Origin of the sequence: Streptomyces sp. NPDC003300, from assembly GCF_040610915.1 — a bacterium.
Taxonomy (GTDB): Bacteria; Actinomycetota; Actinomycetes; order Streptomycetales; family Streptomycetaceae; genus Actinacidiphila.
This window is the reverse complement of the sequence record NZ_JBEXNE010000017.1, coordinates 1-20,181: the sequence shown is the minus strand read 5'-3', so window position 1 is coordinate 20,181 and position 20,181 is coordinate 1. Positions and strand designations below refer to the sequence as shown.

Sequence of the window (20,181 nt, the reverse complement as noted above, 5' to 3'; positions counted from 1 at the left end):
CAAGTGCCCACCACCCAACCGCAGCTTCCCGAAGCGGCAGCGCTCCTCAACCCGGCCTTCGGCGCCTACATCCTCATGCACTGTGCCGCCGCATACACCGCGGCACACACGGAGCCTGAGGCCGCCCTCCCATGGCCCACCGCATTCCTTGCCCTGCCGCTGATCCTGCCCCCTGACTCACGGCGCGCCTTGCCCCGCGACACCCGGACCCAACTCGCTGGATGGCTTGCCGACAACGCCATGATCCGAGCCGCCTTCCCTCAACGCGCACCAGCCCTCCGCGGCTACACACAGGGCTGCATCCGCTTCGGCATCCGCCACCGCGCGCTGACGCTCTCCCCTGATGGCCTGCAAGCGGCCCGAAAGCTCAGCAAGCCTGATCCCGGCGAGCACGGTGAAGAAGCTGTCACCTGCGTCCGGGCCGCCACGCTTGTCGGCCGATGGTTCGCCGCCGCCGACCCCGCCACCGTCTTCACCCTGCTGGGCGTTAGGCCCTAACCCTTCCAAAGGAGCCTGCACCCCATGCATCTGCTCGCCCTCGCCCTCTACCACCGCGACGGTAGGCCCGACCCCCGGGTGGTCCACTTCCGCCCCGGTGCCCTCAACATCCTCACCGGAGAGTCCGAGACGGGGAAATCCGCGGTACTCGGAATCGTCGAGTACTGCCTCGGTCGGCAGACGTTCACCCTTCCCGACGGCGTCATCACCAATACAACCGGCTGGTATGCGCTGCTTGTCCAGATCGGCCCTACCCGACTCGTCCTCGGCAGACCCGCCCCCAAGGGCGCCTCGACGAACAAGGCCATGCTCGTCATCGGCGATCACACGCTCACCCTGCCCACAGCCAGCCACCTGAACGTGAACGCGGACGCCACCGCTCTGCGAGCCGAACTCAGCGCCCGCATCGGCATCGAAGACTTCCGCTTCCAGCCACCGCCAGGAGCTGGACGCCACGCCTTCGATGTCTCCATCTCCCAGGCCGCGCTGCTGTGTCTGCAAAAACAGAACGAGATCGCCAACCAGACCCTGCTCTTCCACCGTCAGGGAGAACCCGGGATCGCCCAGGCGATCAAGGACACCCTGCCCTACTTCCTCGGAGCCGCAGGACCCGAGCAGGCAGCCCGACGCCACGAACTCGCCGAGATCAAAAAGGCGCAGCGCCGCATTAGCAAACTGATCGAGGAAGCCAGACGCCGAGTGGAGGGCGGTGAAGCCCACCGCATCGCGCTGGCCCGCATGGCGGCGGACGCAGGCATGATCGCCGAAATCCCCGAAGCGGTGTCCGCCGCAGCGCTCGACCAGTTGCTGCACCGAGCCCTCGAAGCAGTTCCTGATGTGCCCTCCTTGCCCGGCCAGGACAGCCGCCGCGATCGGCTTGCCGCCGAACGCCGTGAACTGCGCAGCCAGCTCCAGGAACTCACCAATGCCCGGGGCATTCTTGACACCTGGAACGAAGAGAGCACCGCGCTGACCGGGGAACTGCACACCCAGCTCAGCCGACTCAAGCCCATCGGACTGCTCGCAGCCGCCCACCCGGAGAACGCGGGATCTGACACGTGCCCCGTCTGCTCGCAACAACTCCCCTTTCCCGACCCTGACATCGGCGACCTCGAAAGCCTCACACGCCGACTGGACCGTGAACTGGACGACCTTGCCGCTCTCCAGCCGGCCCGCAACCGCCACCGCGAGGAACTCGACGGCCGCAGCAACGAGATCCAGGCAAGGCTGCGCAACAATGCCGCGACCCTCGACGCCATCAACACCAGCGACCGGCAACTCAGACAGGCACAGGACCAGCGCACCCGCCTCGCCCACATCCAGGGCCGGATTCTGCAAGAGCTGCAACGCACCACCCCCCTGGGCAAGGACGAACTGGCAGACCTCCACCGCAACGCCGACCGGCTCAATGAGCAGGCCGAGGCACTGCAGCTGATGGTGGACGCCGACGAGGTCGGCGCCGAGACAGAGAACCGCCTCAACGAAGTCGCCGACCTCATGACCACCTGGGCGAGAACCCTCGACCTCGAGCACGCGGATACGGCAGAGGAAGTCCGGATCAGCCCCAGCCTGCTCAACGTCGTCCTACGCACCCCGGATGGACGCCGCCCACTGACCCGCATCGGCAGCGCGAAGAACTGGATCGGCTACCACCTCGTCGCGCACCTGGCCCTGCACACCTACCTCAACCGGCACAACCGGCCGGTGCCGGGCTTCCTCATGCTGGACCAGCCCACGCAGGCGTTCTTCCCGGAAGAAGTGCACGATGCCGATACCGTCCTGGACGCCGACTGGGAGGCTGTCCGCGCGTACTTCTCACTGATCTCCCAGGCCGTCTCATTGAACGAAGGAGCACTCCAGGTAATCGTCTGCGATCACGTCAACCTCCGTGACGACTGGTTCCGCGAAGCCGTCGTGGAGAACTGGAGAGGCGGAACAGCCCTGATTCCCACGGATTGGATCACTGAGGCCTGACCAGAAGACGAGACGATGTCCTTCGCAGCGGTCCGAGCGCTCTACTCGAGGAAAGTGGGACTGCTCCGGTCGAAGAACGTGGGGTCCCGGAACTCGTGCAGTGCCTCGGCGATCTGGGCACCGAGGCCACGGTCGCCGAGAAGGCCCGCGATGTCGTGCCAGGGATGCTGGAACGCCCGCAGCGCAGCCTCGAAAGCCTGCGTGAAGCCGCTCCCATCCGCCAGCTCGCACGCCAGCAGGGCGCCGAAGACAACGGCCGCTCCTCCGGGGACCGGCCACAAATGCCCGACGACGGCCTGCCTGGGGGAAGCTACCGAACGGGCAAGACCATGATCGTCATAAGGGCCCTGGGCATTAGCGGCAGCGCTGTGACAGGTGTTGAGAACCAGCAGTCTCCGTACCGTCGCGGACGGCAGCGCAGCGGATGCCAGCTCCTGTAGCGTCACCTGCTCGTCTGAGGTGAGCAGCACAGCCGACTCGTCCGGGTCCAGCACCGGGTGATGGCCATGTGCCACCACCCACAGCACGTCGTAGGCGTCGCTCTCGTACGAGGACAGGAAGCCAGAACGCGTCACCTCCTCGCCCTCCACGACGTCACAGCGGATGCCAGCCCATGAGAACACCGTCTCCAGCACCTCGATCTCGGCCCGGGAGAAGGGGGCATCTCCGCACCACAACTGGACCGACTTCACCAGCCGGTCCGGCAGCGGCTGACGCAGACTGACAGCCAAGGGCAACACAGGACCGCCCCCACGCGCCAGGAGCGCCTGCACAGGGATTAGGGCAGGCAGCAGGGCCACGAACGCCTCAGCGTCTTCGGCACGCGCGTACTGCGCCAGATCGTCCACATCGACGTACGCCAGCAGCGCAGCCTCCAGCTCGTCGACGTGCTCGAAAGACTTGCTGCCGGTAGCGGGTGTCACCAGCACCGCATCGCTGAGACCTGGTGTGACCAGGCTCCGCCCGAGGGCCGCGTTCATCGCAGCAGCCAACCGCACCAGCCCAGCGTCATCCTCCTCGGGAGGAGCGGTCTGCGGCCTATACCAAGCGCGGCTACCGCCGGCCGCGAGCACAACGCACCCTCCGGAACGCCGCTCATCGGACCTGGTGCCGTACCAGACCGACAGCCACTGCATCAGCCGCTCCTGATCACCTGCCTGCAGCAAAGCATGAACCAGCGGCTGGCACACGGACCACACCACGCCCCGGTCCCGAGACCGCTGCGCCACGTCCTGTTCCCGCTCGTTGAAAGCGACGACCTTCTGCAGCTGCGAGACGACGTCGTCGAAGGAGGAAGCCAGCTCAGGCACTTCCATCCGCGCCGCCGCGACCGTCTTCAAGGAGAGCACCGTAAGCGGGTCCAACCCGATGCGGTCAAGGGCCCACTGAGCGATCACCTCCGGCCTCTGATGGGTGATAGGAGGCTGTGCACCAGCCAGCAGCACAGCGATCGAGCCCGCCATGGTGTGCCCAGGACGCGTATACAGCATTCTTTCTAGTACGTGACCCAGCACCTTCGCGTCGTGATGCCGCCCTGCCCGCACCAGGTGATGCACCAGAGCCACCGCCGCTTCCACCACTGAGGTTCCCCCGCGGTGCGGGAGTGGCTGACTAGCTGGTCAGAGCGGGTTGATGTGGTTTCAGGTTCACTTGTTCGGTCGCTGCCTGGTCGGCGTAGTGCTTCTCCTCGTACTCGATCGGGCTGAGGTAGCCGAGCCGTTTCTGGATGCGGCGGGGGTTGTAGAAGCCGTCGATGTACTCGAAGAGCGCGAGGTTCGCGTCGGCTCTGGTGGCGAAGACGCGGCCGCGGATGCATTCGGTCTTGATGACCATCCACAGGTTTTCCGCCAGGGCATTGTCGAACGAGTCGCCGACCGAGCCCATGGACGCCTGGATACCTGCCCTGAGCAGGCGTGTTGTGAGCTTCACGGACGTGTACTGACAGCCGTGGTCGGCGTGGTGGATGAGCTCGCCGGGGGCGACTTCGCGGCTGGCCAGGGCGTACTCCAGCGAGGTGAGGACCAGGTCGGCGTCGGCGCGGGCGGAGGTCTCCCAGGCGACCACCCGGCGGGAGAACGCGTCGCGGATCGCGGACAGCCACAACGGGCCCTCCCCGGTGGAGATCATGGTCAGGTCGGTGACCCACAGCCGGTTTGGCCTGTTCGCGGTGAAGTCGCGTTGCACCAGGTCGGGGGCCAGTTCGGCGTCCGGATCACGTCGGGTGAAGCCTGTGCCCCGGCGGGGGCTGATCCCTGCCAGGCCGGCCTGGCGCATGAGCCGCTCGACGCGTTTGCGGCCGACGTGGACGCCCTCGCGCTTGAGGACGGCGTGCACTCGGGGTGAGCCGTAGATCCCGCCGGACTCGTCGTGGACCTGCCGGATCCTCCCTGCCAGCTCGGCGTCCCGGCGGCGCCGTTCGCACGGCTCGGTCTCGGCCCGGCGCCACCGGTAGTAGCTGGAGGAGGGGATGTTCAGTTCCCGGAGTACGGGCTCGACCCCCAGATGCGGGTGCTCGTCAACGAGCGCCGTCACCTGGGCCGGGTCGGGTCGAGCTGGGCCGCGAAAAAAGCCGAGGCCGTCCGCAGGACCTCATTCGCACGCTTGAGCTGGGCATTCTCCTTGCGCAGGGCGGCAAGCTCCTCACGCTCGGCGGTGGTGAGCAGGTCGCCGCGTTCGCCGGCGTCGGCCTCGGCCTGGCGGATCCAGTTGCGCAGGGCCTCGTGGTGCACGCCGAGTTCCTCGGCCATGCGGCGGATCACGGGCTTCGGCTCGGCGGTCCGGTACATCCGTACCGCACGCTCACGCAACTCCAGCGGGTACTTCCTCGGCGCAGGCATCGTCTGGGCTCCTCTCATGAGACCCATCTGACCTTCTGTCACCCATCCCCGCATCTCGGGGGAACCTCACACCGACGCAGGGCCATGGGCGAGCATGACCCCGCACAGGACGAGGACAGGCCGACACAGCTGCTGCGCCAGGTCCTGCGCCGAGTGAGCGGTGGTGTTCAGGTGGAACAAGATCGGGGCCAGCATGATCAAGGCGTGCCCTGCCAGCGGGCGCCACGTGCTACTGCGCAGCGCGCGGTCCACCGCGGCCAGGTCAACATCAGCGGTGGTGGCCCCCAGGGCGACAGGAGCACCCAACGCGCTGTGCAGCCACCGCCACATCTCCAATGGCTGCGCGTACTCATACCCCCGCCGCGCCGGGTACCACCCCACCAACATCGCCAGCACCACACAAGCCTGCTCTGGCACCGCGGGGTGCGCTGCCCTCAACCGCCAGGTATCGCTCAGCGCTGCGTGAGTGAACTGATCCAGCAGATGGGGTGCTTCCTCCAGCTGATCCTGCTGCTGGCGCAGCACCAGTGCCACGGCCAGAACCGTCTCCGGATCGCCGAGCCCACCGGTCACTTCCTTCCCAGTCGGCAGATGCGCGGCCACTGAAGGAAACAGCTCGTCCAGACGCATTGCTTACCCCCGTTGTCGACGGGTAGCGGCCGTCGGCAACTTCTGAACGGTCCCAGGCCTACCCACCGCATCATTTCACCCGGCAGCCACGGGCAGCCGGCAGGGCATACCTGTGCTGCACGGCCTTCCACCGACAAGCCCTCAACGTGAGACCGGCCGACCCGCCACGTCCCCACAGCCCTGGCTGGAGCGCACCGCCCTGCCCATAGCCGCGAAAGGTCAAGCCAACTGCAGTCAAGGTCAGCGTGACGCACCCCATTCATCCGCTGACGGCCCCGCCCGGCACTGTCACACCCACCCCATATCGTCCCAGCCATGATGCATACCGCGGCAATCGGCATCCGGCGCGCACTCCTCCGATGGGGAACAAACCCTGCCTGCCCAGACGGAGACCAGGCATGACCCTCTGCGACTTCGAAGGATGCACGCGCCCCGCACGCGCCAAATCGGGAGGGCTGTGCGCGGGTCACTACACCCAGCGCAACATGGGCCAACCCCTGCGCCCGCTGCGCCACGTTCGCAGGACCGCGCCAGCCAAGGCACCCTGCTCCTTCAGCTCCTGCGAAAACCCCAGTCGCTCCCTGGGACTGTGCGGTGGCCACTATGCCCAAGCCAGAGCCAGCAAACCCCTAATCCCGCTCAGAACCCGCCGCCCCAACGGGCCGGCACCCACAGGGTGCGAGGTACCCGACTGCACCCGGACCCACCACGCAAGCGGTCTGTGCCGTCCCCATCACAGAGAACACGCAGGCGGCGAAGAGCTTCACGCTCCTGCACCGGACAGCGTCAACTGCCGTTTCACGCCATGCGCGGGCAAGGTCGTGGCACGCGGGCTGTGCAACGGACACTACAACCAAGAAACGGCAGGGAAGCCACTCACAGAACTGCGCGAGCGCTCCCTCAGTAACCCCGCCGCCTGCACATATACCGGCTGTAGCAGGCCTTACCACGCGAAGCAACTGTGCGCCGCGCATTACACCCAACTGTGGCGCAACGAGCCTCTGCGGCCACTACTCCTGGACGACAGGCCCGCCGACCAACGCCCGGAGCACTGCACCTTCTCAGGATGCACACACCCCTGCAAGGGGCGAAGCGGACTGTGCAACGGGCACTACACCCAAGTTCAACGCGGGCAGTCCCTCCGCCCGCTGGGCACCTTCACCCCCACCGGCACCCGACGCGAGCTCTGCGCCTTCCCCGGATGCGACAAACCATCCAAGTCCAAGCAATGGTGCACCGGGCACTACACCCAGACTCTGCGAGGCCAGGAACTGCGCCCACTGCGCACGAAACAGGCCGAGAGCCCGTGCAGTTTCGAAACATGCCCCAGGCCCGCACGAACCGCTGGCCTGTGCGGATCCCACTACTCCCAGAGCAGGAGAGGGCCCCTGAAGCCCCTGCCGGCGAAAGCACCCAGCCCCTGCAGTTACGAGGAGTGCGGCCTTCCAGCGGAGGCCCGGGGCCTGTGCTCGGCGCACTACAGCCAAAACCGCCTGGGCCGCTCCCTGGCACCTCTGAAGAAGCCGGGTGGCCGCGACTGCTCCTTCCCCCGCTGCGACAAGTACGCCACCACCCGGGGCTGGTGCCCAGGCCACTACACCCAATACCGGCAAGGACGCGAACTGCGCCCCCTGCACATTCCCGGCCAGCCCTGCACGTTCGACGGGTGCGACAAGCTTCAGGACGCACGGGGATGGTGCAGAGCGCACTACACACAATCCCAGCGAGGCACCGAAATGAGGCCGGTGCAGCAACCCAAGACCGGCTGCGACTTCCCGGGCTGCGACAGACCGCACCTGGGTCAAGGCCTGTGCCGGGCCCACTACACGCAACGCCGCAAAGGACGCGTCTTGCACCCTGTCCGCAGCACCCGGGACCCCCGGTACCTAGCCGAACTTCGCGCCCAGGACACCAGCGAGTGCAGAGCCTGCACCAAGATCCTTCCGATCGAGACATTCAGGGTGCGCCGGGACGGTCTTCCCCAACCGTATTGCCCCTCCTGCGCCTCCTTGCGAAGCCAGTCGAAAAAGTTCAACGTCACCGTCGAATTCCTTGTCCGACTCGCCGAAAGGCAGGAGGAACTCTGCGGCATCTGCCGCACGAACAAAGGACAAGCGGCATGGCACCTCGACCACGACCACAGCTGCTGCCCCGTGGACACCAGATGCGGCACCTGCGTCCGTGGCCTGCTCTGTCACGCCTGCAACACCCGCGGTCTGGCTTGGTACGAGCAACTGCCCCCACACCTGCGAACCTTCCAGCTCCTCAACGACTACCTGGACAACCCGCCAGCGCACATCCTGCAGAGCACCGACGAGGCCCTGTGAGCGGCCCTGAGCCCGCAAGGCCGCCGAGCGCGGAAGTGGCTTCGGCCCCAACATGAGTCTCGGCAGGGGAGACGAGACCTGTGCGCGTCAGGCCGCACGCAGGCGGGGGCGTGAGCCAGCAGGCTCACGAAGGGAAGCGGCCGACGGCTTCAGGGCCTGCTTCGGAGTCGGAGCCGGACCTGAGCCCGCCCCAGTGGAATCGAAGGCTTTGCTGCGCCTCGGCGTTTTGGAATGCAAGGTATGAAGGGGGATCTCCTGGCGAAGCCGGTTGCCGCAACGGCCCTCGGTCGTCACTCGGCGTGGCCACACCACGAAACTGAACCGGAGGCGAGACTGGTTCACCTGGCCGCAGCCGATCAGCTGCCGCCGACGACTGGGCCCCAGGCGCCCTGCTTCACCTGGTGTGGGCTCAGACGGGCCCGCTGGAGGCGCCGTTGGCCAGGTCGATCTGAGTGGCGGCGATGGTGCGACGCGACCAGTTGCTGGGAACGGGGAGCCCTGCGTTGACCACGACGACAGCCACCAGTGAGGGCGCCGGAGCATCAGGAGCACCGTGGAGTTCCGGTCGCATGAGCCACAGGTAGTTCTCCTGCATGCCGACCGGTTGCGTCTTGCGGGTGCTGTCCAGGACCAGCAGGATGGACAGCTGCTGCTGGACGGCGGAGGCGTACTGGGTGGGCTGGCCCAGATACCGGCGGGAGCGGTCGATGTCGAAGTGCTTGCTGCGTTCGACTTTGAGTTCACAGGTCACGCCGTCGTGCACGACGTCGGTGATGCCGAGCCCCTGCCGGGTGGCGCGGGCCACCCGGCCGCCGAGGAGCGGATCCTGTTGGAGGCGCTGCTCGACCTCGTCGTGGAAGCGGGCCTCGGTCACATACCTGCCGCGGCGGAAAAGCTGGTCGTAGGTGAGTTCGGCGGCCACGGCGGTGACGGCGGCCAAGAGGCGCCCGAATGCCTGCAGGGTTTCCTCGTCCTCGGTGAACTCCCGGACCCTCTCGTGCAGGGTGAGCAGGCGGAAATCCATCTGGGGGAGCGAGGTCAGCGCGTCGCGGGTGGAGTCGAAGGGGCGCAGACGCAGCTCCGGGTAGCCGGCCAGGTCCGCGGCACACACCCTGCCCTCCTGCGACCAGAAGCGTGCCACCACCCGGACCGCCTGAGGCGGCTGCCCTGCTCCGAGGGCGAATCTCACGACCAGTGTGCCTTCACCGCCAACCGAAACGCCGTCCTCGCCTTCCTCCGCGCGGCCGCCGGCGGGGGACGCAGGACGGGACAAGGAGAAGGACGGCACGACCAGTTCGTCAGGGCTCAACACCGACAGCAGCTCGACCTCCAGACGGTCGGCCCAGTCCGGCCAGGCATCCATGCGGAACTCGACGCGCAGCGTGTAAGCCCGCGCGGGATGGACGACCTGGCCGTGGGTGACACGGCGCTCGTCGAGCCACAGCAGACAGACCAGCACCAAATCCTCCTCGGCCGCCGCGTCAGCGGACGGCACCGGGACACCGCCCCGCGCAGTGACGCCGCGGGCGGCCCGCAGCGGCACCGGCACATCGGCCAGCAGCCCGGCCAGCCGGTCGCCCCGCACGCCCCCCGCCAGGACCTGCTCGAGCCAGACAGCGAGCGCACCGTGCAGCGGGTCACTGCCCTCGAGCTCCTCCCGCAGCTCCTCGGCACGGACCCGGGCAGCCTGGGCATGTGCCCGCTCCTGGTCCGCGTCCGCCCGGCGCAACGCCTCGTGAGCCCGCATCAGATACGCCGCTACACGCAGAGATCCCGCCCACACCCGCAGGAACCCGGCCGTGGCGGTGGATGGCAGATGGTCCTGCTCCACGCGGCAGGCGATGTCCTCCAGGCGTGCCGATGCCGCCGCGACCCTGCGGGCAGCGGGATCCGTCCCACCCGGAGCAGCGATCACGCCGGCCGTTTCACCGCGCAGCGCCAGACGCGCATGGACCGCCAGGTCACGCTGAGCAACAAAGACGTCTTCCAGGTCGCCCTGATGTTCCGGAAGAGGCCACACGGGCGTGTGCCCGGACCGGTGTGCCGGATCGGCCTGGGACAGGGCGTGATCGAGCACGGGCCGCAGCAGGTCCCGGTGACCGTCATAGGCGGGCACAGGGGGCAGCAGCTCGTTCACGTGGCACGCCAGGGCATGTGCCTGCGACCAGCGCCCGAACCGCTGGAGGACCTCCACCAGCACCACGGCATCCCACAGCCCGTCGGCAGAGACCAGTTCCTGGAACTTGCTGAAGGGCACATGCACCCCTCCGCCGGCCGTGTCCATCAGCAGGACATAGCGCAAATCGTCATGATTGTTGAACGGGTCGTTGAGGTCGGGGTCGCTCAACGCAGCCATCCGCACGGCGGCCATCGCCTCGCTGCACGCCGTGGTGCTGCTCCACCCGGCACGGTCCGCCAGCCGCTCGGAGCGGTGCGCGGACAGCGCTTGAGCCTTGCCGAGAATCCACAGCTCGACCTGCGGAACCTGCGCCGCGTCCCACCGCGTGCGTTCGTAGAAGATCACGTCGAGCGCCAGGGCCACCAGGTCCTGCCGTTCCGCGTCATCCTGGTAGGCGGTAGCAACGCTCGCTGCCAGATTGATCAGGGACCACATGTGCTGGTCGTGCAGCAGACGGCGGCCGTGGGTCAGCATGGCCCGTACGACGGCCACATAGGGGTCCTGCATCAGGACGGGCCCGCAGTCGGCCAGACTGCCGGGCAGCTGATGCCGCTGTGCGAGCCCGGCCCAGCCCTCCACGGCTGCTGCCCGCAGCAGCGTGTCCTCGCCGAGCAGGCGCCGGTACAGCAGCGGCAGCGTCCGCGCCACGACACCGGGCCGCTCTGCGTACCTGCCGGCAATCCGGCAGGCGAGTTCCAGGCAGTCACGGCGGATCCACCGCACCTGCTCCGGTGTCCGCTGTCCGGCCTGCACATACTGATCCGTGGCGGCGTCCGCAGCCAGAACCGCATCCAGGACGTGCACCGGAGCCTGTCCCGCGCAGCGTGCCAGGGCACTGCGCACCTCCCGAAGTACGGCCTGCACCCGGTGTTCCCGGCTGAGATGCTCCAGCACCGGGGGAACACCCGTCGCGGAGGAGGGGTGCACCAGCGCGCTGTGCGGCGTGGGCGGGGTCCGCAGCAGGAGCATGTGGCCCAGCAACGTCTCCGCGTGGACCGCCATGACCTCAGGGAACTGTTTCGCCAGATCGTCCACCAGTGTGGCCACCTCGAATCCCGCCTCCTGCCCCCACCGGCCGTCCAGGAGACCGACGGCCGCCTGGCACAGCATCGGGGCAACGGCCTCCCGCACCTCGGGGGCCACCTGCCGGCGCAGGAACCGGTCGTCCTGGCTGAGCAGCCGCCGCAGGTGATCGAGACACTTCACCAACCGCTCGGCGTGTTCGGCGCAACGAGGGGTCACGCGGGCAAGATCCGCGAAGACCACCTCGAACTCGCCCAGCATGGCCTCAGCCACCGCCGCAGCGACCTCCATGGAAGGCACAAGATCGAAATGGTCCGCGTCCGGCTGCGCCAGGGCCTCGCGCAACGACCCGGACATGTCCTGCCACCTGCAACGCCCGCCTGCCAGCAACAGGCGTGCCGCAACAGCCCCTTGATGGCGCCGTACCTCCGCCTCCCGCACCGGCTGCACCGCGGCTCCGGTGGTACGCCCGGCACTGCCCGCGGGAAGAACCAGCGCGGGCCGCCCGGGTACGGAAGCGGTCAACAGTTCGGCCACCAGGTCCAAGGCCAACGGCAGACGCGCGTCGGCTACCGCGATGAGACCGGCCGGATCGGCTGACCGCGGGCTCTGCCGACGCCCTGACCGCGTGTACACGGGCCCGGCCACCAGACGCACACACGACATGATCACTTCACGGGTGATGTCCTGGGGCCCGTAGGAGCGGGGGAAGTCGACCAGGCAGGCGGCAGCCTCGGACGAGGGCCGCACGCGCAGAACCTCGCAGGCCAGCGCAGCCACCTGGTCCGCCCGGGTGACACCAGCCCGCACCAGGGAACGCAACGGCGTCAGCAGCCTGTCCTCATGCTGTTCACGCACCAGCGCGAACAGCTGCCCGACCAGATCGCCGGAGAACAGATCGGGGGCCCGGCGGGCTGCAACGGCCAGCCGCCGGTGTGCAGCGGCAACCCGTTCATCCGGACTGTGACCGGGGGAGTCAACGATGTTGAGGTCCTCACGCAGCTGGTGCGTTCCGGCATCGTTCGCCGCCAGCAGCGCCGTCCGAGCGGCACGCCGCCGCCGTGCCTGCAGCGCCGCCGCCTCCTGCAGCGCCTTGTGCTGCTGATGCTGCTGTTCGGCGGTGGCATCCGAGGCGTCCACGACGGTGAGCAGATTGGGCATCCGGCCCGTCGGCGCACGTGAGGGGCAGTCACGGCAGTGCTCGCGCACGTAGTCTCCGGCGATCAGCTCCAGGTTGCTGGCCATGCTGCCGTGGCCGCCGACCTCGCAGTAGATCTCCCGCATGTCGATGGGCAGCCCGCTCTCCGCTTCCGCCAGGCCGTGGCCGCCGGAGTAGCGGAACTGCATCCGGGTGCAGTGGTGATGGGCCAGCTCGATGATCCCGCGGTTGCGGTGCCCCGTCTCCAGCGCCCGCTCCCACTGATGCTCGTTCACCCGAACCCCGTTCTCGCTCGCAGCCCGCCGCCGCTTTCCGGCTCAGGGGAATGGACCTGACCACCGTGCGGGCCACAGCCCGCGGGCCGCCGTACCCGCCACCGAAGCCAGGCCTCACGCCGTGAACGTACCGTCAGGCACTGACAATCAGCCCGGCCCGGCACCCGCTGCCCCTCCGCAACAGGGCATCACCCGGACGCAGTCGGCGTCTTCAGGCACGGGGCGGCCAAGGTGCCGCAGACGCCGCCGACCGGACCCGCCCCTGGGAGATGTGGAAGCAGACAGACATCAGCCGGCCGGCCGATCAACGGATGATCTTGTGGAAGAAATACACCGCGGCCGCGAAGGCACCCCCGGCGGCGAGGACACCTGCGGCGAGGGTGCCGTCGTTTGGAAGAAATACACCGCGGCCGCGAAGGCACCCCCGGCGGCGAGGACACCTGCGGCGAGGGTGCCGTCGTTGAGGCGGGTCAGCGCACCCGCCCCGACGGCGGCCAGCACGCCGAGCAGGAGGACGAAAGCGGTGCGTTGGTCGAGAAGGGGATCGTGGTCGTTCACAGCAGCTCCGTAAGAAAGCCCGACACCACCGGCCGGGTTCGCTGATGCTGTAGCGAACGGGCCCCGCGCCCCCCTCGGGTGACCCATGTCACGCAAGGGATGCGCGGGGGAGCCGAGGGGAAAAGCGCGGCTCGGCCCTATGAGGTGGGGGTGAGGCAAACCCAGTCAACCGACGATCCGGCCGCGGCACAAAGGAGTGCACATGTCTGACGATGCGGCGGGCACTCCCCACCATTTCGGCCTGTCCCTGCACGGCGGAGCGGAACTGCTCACGCTCGAAGGCGACCTCGACCGTCTCGAACAGCTCATGGCCCCGGGTGCCCCCGGCGAGAGCGGACTCGAGCGGGCCGACCGCCGTGCCAGGGATGCCGAGCTGGTCCGGATCCTGCACGGGCAGGGTTTCGAGGGGCCGATGTTCGAGAAATTCGCCGGCCGGCTGATGGAGTACGCCTGGCCTGTCCTGCTCAACTGGACCCAGACCGGGGAGATCTTCCGCCAGGCCCGTGACAACGGGTGTCCGGTCCCCGCTGCCCTGATCGTCCCCGACTGGCCCTGGGAGGACCGCTACGGGGTGGTGACCGACTCCGTCCTGGACGGTCTGGAGACCTTCCGTGCCAACGCACTGGTCCGCGGAAGATGGAGCCCCGTAAAAGGGGCGGCACTGACGACCTACTACGTGCGCGCCTGCATCTTCGCCTTCCGCCGGGTCTACGTGGCCTGGAGCAAGCAGCACACCAGGGACCGGGCTGCGCAGACCTGTACCGGGCTCGAGGACGACCCCGTCCTCGCCCTTCCCGACCAGCGTGCCGCGGATCCCTGCCACACCGCCGTCGTCAACGACACGATCGACCGCATCCTGCCGCTGCTGACCACGCCCGAACTCCGCGTGGCCGTGGCCTGGCGCGGAGCGGGATGCACGCAGGAGGACGCTGCCAAACTCGCCGACCTGAGCGTGAAGCAGCTGGAAGGCCGCCTTGCCCGCGTACGCACCAAGATCCGCGAGCAGTACAGCGAGGGAGGCACGCGATGACAACCCAGACAGGAGGGGCCATGGATGCCAACCAGGTGGCCATCAGCCACGACGCCTTCGACGCCCTGCTGGACGCCTCCAGCCTGGGGGCCCCGCGGGTGCAGGCGCTGCGCCGACTTACACCTTCCGCTGTGCAGGAACACCTCGCTTCCCGCCTTGCCCGCCAGGACGCCGCTGACCCCGGTCGCATCGAGCGCGTCGAACCTCCGGCCGAGCTGGACGTGGATCAAGTACAACCCCCGACGCAGCGTCACGAGCAGGAACAGGACCTGGACCACGAGCGACAGGATGATGGCAGCAGGTCACACAATTCAGAGCAACTGAACAGCTTTACCGTAAGCTTCGTGACCAGAATCATCACGCCCATTTTCTTCCTGAACAATTCCCCTTCAGGATGGCCTGACGACTCAGCAGAACACTTCGCCGAAGCGGCAGAAAGGATTTATGAAAATGTAATTCAGGAACATTCCGTGCATGACGCAGGAAAAGCTGTTCCCGTTCCTGGGAATCCTGGCAACGTGAGGTTCCACAGGAAATACACATTCTACCCGAGCAGTGGATTCGACGGTACGGACGAGCTGGGCGCAGGACTGGAGGCAGTCCGGTATTCGCATTCCGGAAACCTCTACAGCGACCTTCTCGACACCCTGTCCCGCATCGGTGCAGGAAACCGCGCACGAACCGACCACCAACGAGGCGGCGGCAGGGACGCCCGGGGCCGGCGCGATGGCACCAACCTTCTCGCCCCTGGGGCATCCGGTCTCCTGATGCGGGCGAGCGGCGCCGACCTCACTCCGTGGCAGAGCGAGCACCTCGACGCCAGCCAGGTGCTGTACGTGGTGGCTGCGCCCCGGGCGCGGCCGCGGGGGCAGGAGACCTGGCGGCCTGCTGCTGCACGGGAATACCTTGCTGCTGTTGCGCTCACCTGCGAACTCCGTCGCATTCTCGCCGGGCAGGGGAGCGGCGGATGGAACGCAAGACGCTCCTGGCTCGACCGCCTGGACTCCCACCAGGAGCCGGGGGCGGCGGCCCACCCGATGCAGGGCACCGGGTGGGAACACCTCGTGCTCCGACTCGTGCTGCAGCCGCCCCTCGGATGGCGCGACCGCTTGGCTGCGGCGACGTGCCGGGACGCCGTGCGCTCAGCATTTATTGACGAACATCAGATGCTGAAAGAAAGAATTCTGGCAGTCACCCGCAACGCTCTCCTCGAGGAACTTTACTGCCCTGCCGACAAGCATCACGGATGGAACGGAGAGACTTCCCCGGCACGTTTCCAAACCGACTGCCATGTCCCCCTGTCGAATCAGGAACTATCTACATTCACCTGCAAGGGAAAACCTCCACGGCTCGATTCGGATGAAACATTCACAGAGCTGGTGGCGGCAGCACAGAAACTGCTGAACCTTTTCCAGGGTGACAGTTCAACTCTGGTGCTCCCAGCAAACAAAGAAAGCATCGAGGGTCTGCAGGAAAAAGCAACCGTACAAGCAGCCGTCAGACGACTCTCAGCGACAGGGAAATCCCGCCAATAAAGGGGGAAATCGCCACGACCTCCGAGTGCTTCCCGGAAGGAGAACTCCGTGGACCGAAACCCACGCGCAGCCGCGGGAGGAATTACTACTCCCAGGTCAGAAGAAGACCCCACTTACCCCGAAAGCCGGGTGAACAGAAAAGGTGGGCCTGTCACACACGTTGCGCCGAATGCGACCGACGCGTAAAGGCCCGTCAGCCCGCATAGGCGTCGTCGATGGCGGCTGCGTTGATCAGGGCCACCCGCAATGCGTCACGCTCGGGGTTGTTGTTGTCAGGGGCCTGGGAGTAGAGGGCGGCCGCGTAATGGACGGTCCTGGTGCGCCGGTAGCCGTCGACGGGTCCGTGGTCGAGAGCGGCGGCAGCGATGAGCTGGGCGGTAGGGGAGCGCGGTGTGCGGGCGGCGCGTGCGGCGATGCGGTCGGTGTCGTGCAGGCTGGGCTGCTGGGCGAGGGTAGCGGCAGTGAGCTCCAGCCAGGTGTCCTCATCGAGAGCATCGGCAAAGGCGAAGTGCCCCGCCCCGCGCAGCGCGGACCCGGGCAGAGTGGCGTCCAGAGCGGCCCGCCACAGGACAGCGGCCCGCCCGGCCACCTCACCGCTCCCGGCACGAGCGGTGTAGGTGGCCAGCCGGGACAGCATGGTGGAGACGCCCTCGTCCCCGCCGGGACAGCCGGCGAGCCCGGCAATGAACTCCCCAGCAGAGCCCAGGGGCTCGGCTTCGTCCAGCAGAGCATGCAAGGCCCGGTCGATGGGGCCTTCCGCATCAGACGCACACATGGCGCACCACAGGCCGGTCCGGTCCAGGCGGGCCAGCAACGATGAGTCGGGCCTGCCGTGGGCGAGCCAGACCCGCGCGGGGCGCCACACCGCATCCAGAGACAGGAGCGACCCGGTGTGGGCGGCCGTCCACACCGGGTCGCACACGTGCAGCTGAGTGAGACAGAACCCGATGACGGCGAGGGCCTGGTCGTCCGGCTCAGCACCCAGCAGCCCTTCCAGGGTGGCTGTCAGCTCCTCGGGCAGGCCCTGACCGCTGCGCACCGTCTCCCGCAGCCCCCACGCGATCAGCGACAGCAGGGCACTGCCGCCTGGCACCACCGTGGCCGCCGCCAGCGGCATGGAAGTACCCAGACGCGGTGTGCTCCAGCCCGAAACCAGGCCGTGCAGCCACACCACGGCATCCGCTTCCGCGGCTCCCATGGACTCACCACGATCCCAGGTACGGTGCAGGAGGTTGCATATGACTAGCTGGAGCCGGACGGCTCCCGGAGCGCCGGCGTCCTGCGGACGCACGGCAAAAGCTGCCTCGGCGAGGGAACCCAGCATTCCTGGAGCCAGCAAGCCGCTGGCAGAGGCGTGGTGCAGGGCATTGAAGTAGGCGGCTTGCAGAGCCGGGCGCGCGGCGGCCGCCGCGATCGCACCCGGCCCGCCAGCCCATTCCTGAGGGTCCTGGGCGACGAGCTCGCCCAGGAGGGCGGCGCGATCACCATCACCATCGTCGTCATCGACAGGCGCAGCGGCGAGCGCAACAACAGCAGTGACCATTCCGGCGTCCTGGGCCTGGCTCGCGAAGGTCTCCAACTGAAGCCCTCCGTAGGCTTCCACCCAGGTGCTGATCTTCACCACGGGCTCGGGCCGCCCAGGGGGCGGCCCGTACTTCTCCTCCAACAGAGCAAGCAGCGGCTGCCACGGCGCACGCACTGCCTCGGGCAGCACCACCGACAGTCCTCGAACGATCCGCCACTGATCAGGCACCGGCCCCGGGAAAGCCCCGGCCCACGCACTCATCTCCTCCGCGCCCGGCGGCGCACCCAGACCTTCCCCGAGCGCTGCCTCCATCTGCGCCCGCAGCGGCTGCGGACACCGGGTGCCAAGGAGCGCCAGGAAATCGGCCAGGTCCGCACTCGGCCACGACCCGCCGCCTATGTACCGGGCGACCTCGACTGCGGCCTGCCACCACGCGGCCGCAGCCTGCGTATCCAGACTGTCGTGGGCCCAGCACTCACTCAGGTGCACAGCCACCAGCCGTGACCGGTGCGCGGTGGCGGGCAGCTTCGCGTGCACTGCTCGCAGCCGCTGCACGAGCGACACACCCAACTGCGCCTCAGCCAGGCAGAGATCGAGCACGGCACGCATCAGCGTCACCACCATGTGCTGCGGCGGGTCCTCCAACGTGACCTTTGCGAGTTCGTTGACGAGCTCGGCCTGCAGACTCGTGGCCTCGTCATCCAGATGGTCGGCCAGAACACCGGCGAGCGCGAAGCGGATGATCCCGCCGAGCCGGTCCTGACCGGTGCGCAGCCGACCATCGGGGTGAGCGGTGGCGACCAGAGCCCCCAGCAGTTGCTCGCTCTCCCATGACTCGTGTGTGGTGAACGAACGGGTCCGCAAAATGCTTTCCGCAACGATGACCCACGCTCCGGTGCGCTCGGAGACAGGGATGTCTCTGGCCCACAACGCGGCGCGGAGCAGGACGAACCTCTCGGAATGGGCTCGCACGAGCGTAGTCATCAGCCCGCACGCGGCTATGCCCGTCTCACTCACCAGAGCGACCGTCTGCGACAGCGCACCAGGCCCCTGCGCACGGATCGCATCCAGGTTCTCCGCTACCCAGCCACAGACTCGTTCCGGCTCATCGGCCAGTACCCGTCGCAGGTACGGTGCAGCCGGCCAGCGGCGTTCCTCGGGAAGAAGCCGGGAGAGCGACAACAACCCGAGCCAGTGCCCGCTCACGGCCGCCCGGAAGAAGTACGCCCCTGCCCGCGGATCAGTCATCCGCGCGATCTCATCCGCGTCCTCCTGCACTGGGGCATCTAGTCGGGCAAGCTCCCGCAATCGGTCGGCCCGCTCAGGCAAACCGAGGAACAGCTGCTCCATGGCGGCAGTGACGCCGTCGAACTGGCGGCGCGCCTCGTCCGCCCCGCTCCTGGAACCGTGCAGCACGCTGGAGGCGGCACTGTAGAAAGCGCTCCAGCTGCGGGCTGCTTCCGTCTCAGCGAGCCCCATCTCCTGGCGGGTCTGCTCAAGCACCAAGCGCCCGATCTGCCGTGTACGAAACCCTCCACGATCGGCCCGCTCGGCGTGCAACTGGGCGACCGCATCCACAAGGACGTCGAGATCCCCATCCCCCACATCACCTTGCTGCCACGAAGCGGCCACGGCCACGGCCGCCTCGGTGACAGCCCGGGTAGCGCTAAGAAGCCCAGGGAAGTCCATGCCCGCGATCTTCCCCACACTGTCCATCGCCCCACGCAAGCACGACTGCGCCACTTCGTAAGGAGCCTGGAACACAGCAGGCCCGTTCAGGACGTGAGCCGCGTCCAACAACAGGCTCAGCGCCCGCCGCCCGTCAGCACCCTGGGCCTGAAGGGCAGAAGCGAGCTCCGAACGCACTGAACACCCAGCCGGCACCGGCTCGGCCTGCCCGCTGACAGGAAGAGGACTGGACATCGGCCCACCGTAGCTGCCTATGCGGCCCCACAACCCAGGGCCCTGCACCCGCAAACACGACGCCCAGACCCAGCCTGCAGCCCACTCAAAAGACACGGCCCACCTGGCGACTACGCCAGCCACACCAAGGCTCAAGGGGCAAAGCCACCGCACCGCATAGAAGGCACAACAGCCGCGTCAGCGGCCCCAGCAAAGAACCGCCAACGCCCATAACAGCAGGCCCACAAGTACCCACTCCACCACAACACCGCCCACCCCCACCCATAAACACAACAAAACCATTGAAACAACTCAAAACATCCCACGCCAAAACGCCGCCAGGCGCACCCCTTCAAACACCGGAACGCCACCAACCCACACCACCGACTCACAAAAGGCCGCGCCAGCGGCTAAACAAAACACAGAAAACAATTTGCCGCCAGGCAAAAACACAACCCACAAACCCCACCCACACACCAGAATTCGCCGTCAGGCAAATTCGCACCCCAAACAGGGACGCGCCAGCGGCCCAACATAAACAACAAAGAAATCACTCCCACATCAGAATTCGCCGTCAGGCGAATTCACATCCCAAACAAGGGACGCGTCAGCGGCCCCGGCATAAACCACAAAGAATTCGCCGTCAGGCGAATTCCGGGGGCAGGAATTCCGTCAGGAATTCCCTCTAGGGCTTACCCTCCGCCCCCCCCCCTCAGCTACGGTCGGGCG

At 67.5% G+C, this 20,181-nt stretch carries 12 protein-coding genes; 5 read left to right on the top strand and 7 right to left on the bottom strand.

Going from position 1 to position 20,181, the window contains the following annotated elements:
* Positions 1 to 3: 3 nt before the first annotated feature.
* Positions 4 to 498 (top strand): three component ABC system middle component, encoded by a 495-nt coding sequence (locus tag ABZX65_RS23600; RefSeq protein ID WP_355343327.1) that lies wholly within the window; start codon positions 4 to 6, stop codon positions 496 to 498.
* A gap of 24 nt (positions 499 to 522) precedes the next feature.
* Positions 523 to 2,472 (top strand): DUF3732 domain-containing protein, encoded by a 1,950-nt coding sequence (locus ABZX65_RS23595; RefSeq protein ID WP_124272227.1) that lies wholly within the window; start codon positions 523 to 525, stop codon positions 2,470 to 2,472.
* A gap of 41 nt (positions 2,473 to 2,513) precedes the next feature.
* Here ABZX65_RS23595 and ABZX65_RS23590 read toward each other — a convergent pair whose 3' ends face one another.
* The 4 genes from ABZX65_RS23590 to ABZX65_RS23575 all read right to left on the bottom strand — a co-directional run bounded on the left by ABZX65_RS23590 (position 2,514) and on the right by ABZX65_RS23575 (position 5,939).
* On the bottom strand, positions 2,514 to 4,049 hold the full coding sequence (locus ABZX65_RS23590; RefSeq protein WP_355343324.1) for a CHAT domain-containing protein: 1,536 nt from the start codon (positions 4,047 to 4,049) through the stop codon (positions 2,514 to 2,516).
* A gap of 34 nt (positions 4,050 to 4,083) precedes the next feature.
* On the bottom strand, positions 4,084 to 5,004 hold the full coding sequence (locus ABZX65_RS23585) for an IS3 family transposase (protein WP_355343321.1): 921 nt from the start codon (positions 5,002 to 5,004) through the stop codon (positions 4,084 to 4,086).
* Positions 5,001 to 5,309: a transposase gene (locus tag ABZX65_RS23580; protein ID WP_164877949.1), complete on the bottom strand. Its 309-nt coding sequence runs from the start codon at positions 5,307 to 5,309 to the stop codon at positions 5,001 to 5,003. Before ABZX65_RS23580 ends, ABZX65_RS23585 begins: the two co-directional genes overlap by 4 nt.
* Positions 5,310 to 5,375: 66 nt before the next feature.
* The gene (locus ABZX65_RS23575; RefSeq protein WP_355343317.1) at positions 5,376 to 5,939 is read right to left on the bottom strand and encodes a hypothetical protein; all 564 of its coding nucleotides are present in this window, start codon (positions 5,937 to 5,939) and stop codon (positions 5,376 to 5,378) included.
* A gap of 359 nt (positions 5,940 to 6,298) precedes the next feature.
* Between ABZX65_RS23575 and ABZX65_RS23570 the strand changes: the two genes are divergently transcribed.
* A complete protein-coding gene (locus tag ABZX65_RS23570; RefSeq protein WP_355343314.1) occupies positions 6,299 to 8,266 on the top strand; it encodes an endonuclease domain-containing protein in 1,968 nt (655 codons plus the stop codon).
* A gap of 409 nt (positions 8,267 to 8,675) precedes the next feature.
* On the opposite strand, the gene ABZX65_RS23565 is transcribed toward ABZX65_RS23570, so the two are convergent.
* Positions 8,676 to 12,902 (bottom strand): hypothetical protein, encoded by a 4,227-nt coding sequence (locus tag ABZX65_RS23565; RefSeq protein WP_355343311.1) that lies wholly within the window; start codon positions 12,900 to 12,902, stop codon positions 8,676 to 8,678.
* 288 nt (positions 12,903 to 13,190) lie between these two features.
* Positions 13,191 to 13,460 carry a hypothetical protein gene (locus ABZX65_RS23560; protein WP_355343308.1) on the bottom strand — a complete coding sequence of 90 codons (270 nt, stop codon included), beginning with the start codon at positions 13,458 to 13,460 and terminating at the stop codon, positions 13,191 to 13,193.
* A 202-nt stretch (positions 13,461 to 13,662) separates the two neighbouring features.
* Between ABZX65_RS23560 and ABZX65_RS23555 the strand changes: the two genes are divergently transcribed.
* Both ABZX65_RS23555 and ABZX65_RS23550 read left to right on the top strand, forming a co-directional pair.
* Positions 13,663 to 14,490 carry a sigma-70 family RNA polymerase sigma factor gene (locus ABZX65_RS23555; RefSeq protein ID WP_124272222.1) on the top strand — a complete coding sequence of 276 codons (828 nt, stop codon included), beginning with the start codon at positions 13,663 to 13,665 and terminating at the stop codon, positions 14,488 to 14,490.
* Positions 14,491 to 14,510: 20 nt separating this feature from the next.
* Positions 14,511 to 16,025 carry a hypothetical protein gene (locus tag ABZX65_RS23550; RefSeq protein WP_124272221.1) on the top strand — a complete coding sequence of 505 codons (1,515 nt, stop codon included), beginning with the start codon at positions 14,511 to 14,513 and terminating at the stop codon, positions 16,023 to 16,025.
* A gap of 193 nt (positions 16,026 to 16,218) precedes the next feature.
* On the opposite strand, the gene ABZX65_RS23545 is transcribed toward ABZX65_RS23550, so the two are convergent.
* On the bottom strand, positions 16,219 to 19,266 hold the full coding sequence (locus ABZX65_RS23545) for a hypothetical protein (protein ID WP_124272220.1): 3,048 nt from the start codon (positions 19,264 to 19,266) through the stop codon (positions 16,219 to 16,221).
* Positions 19,267 to 20,181: the final 915 nt, after the last annotated feature.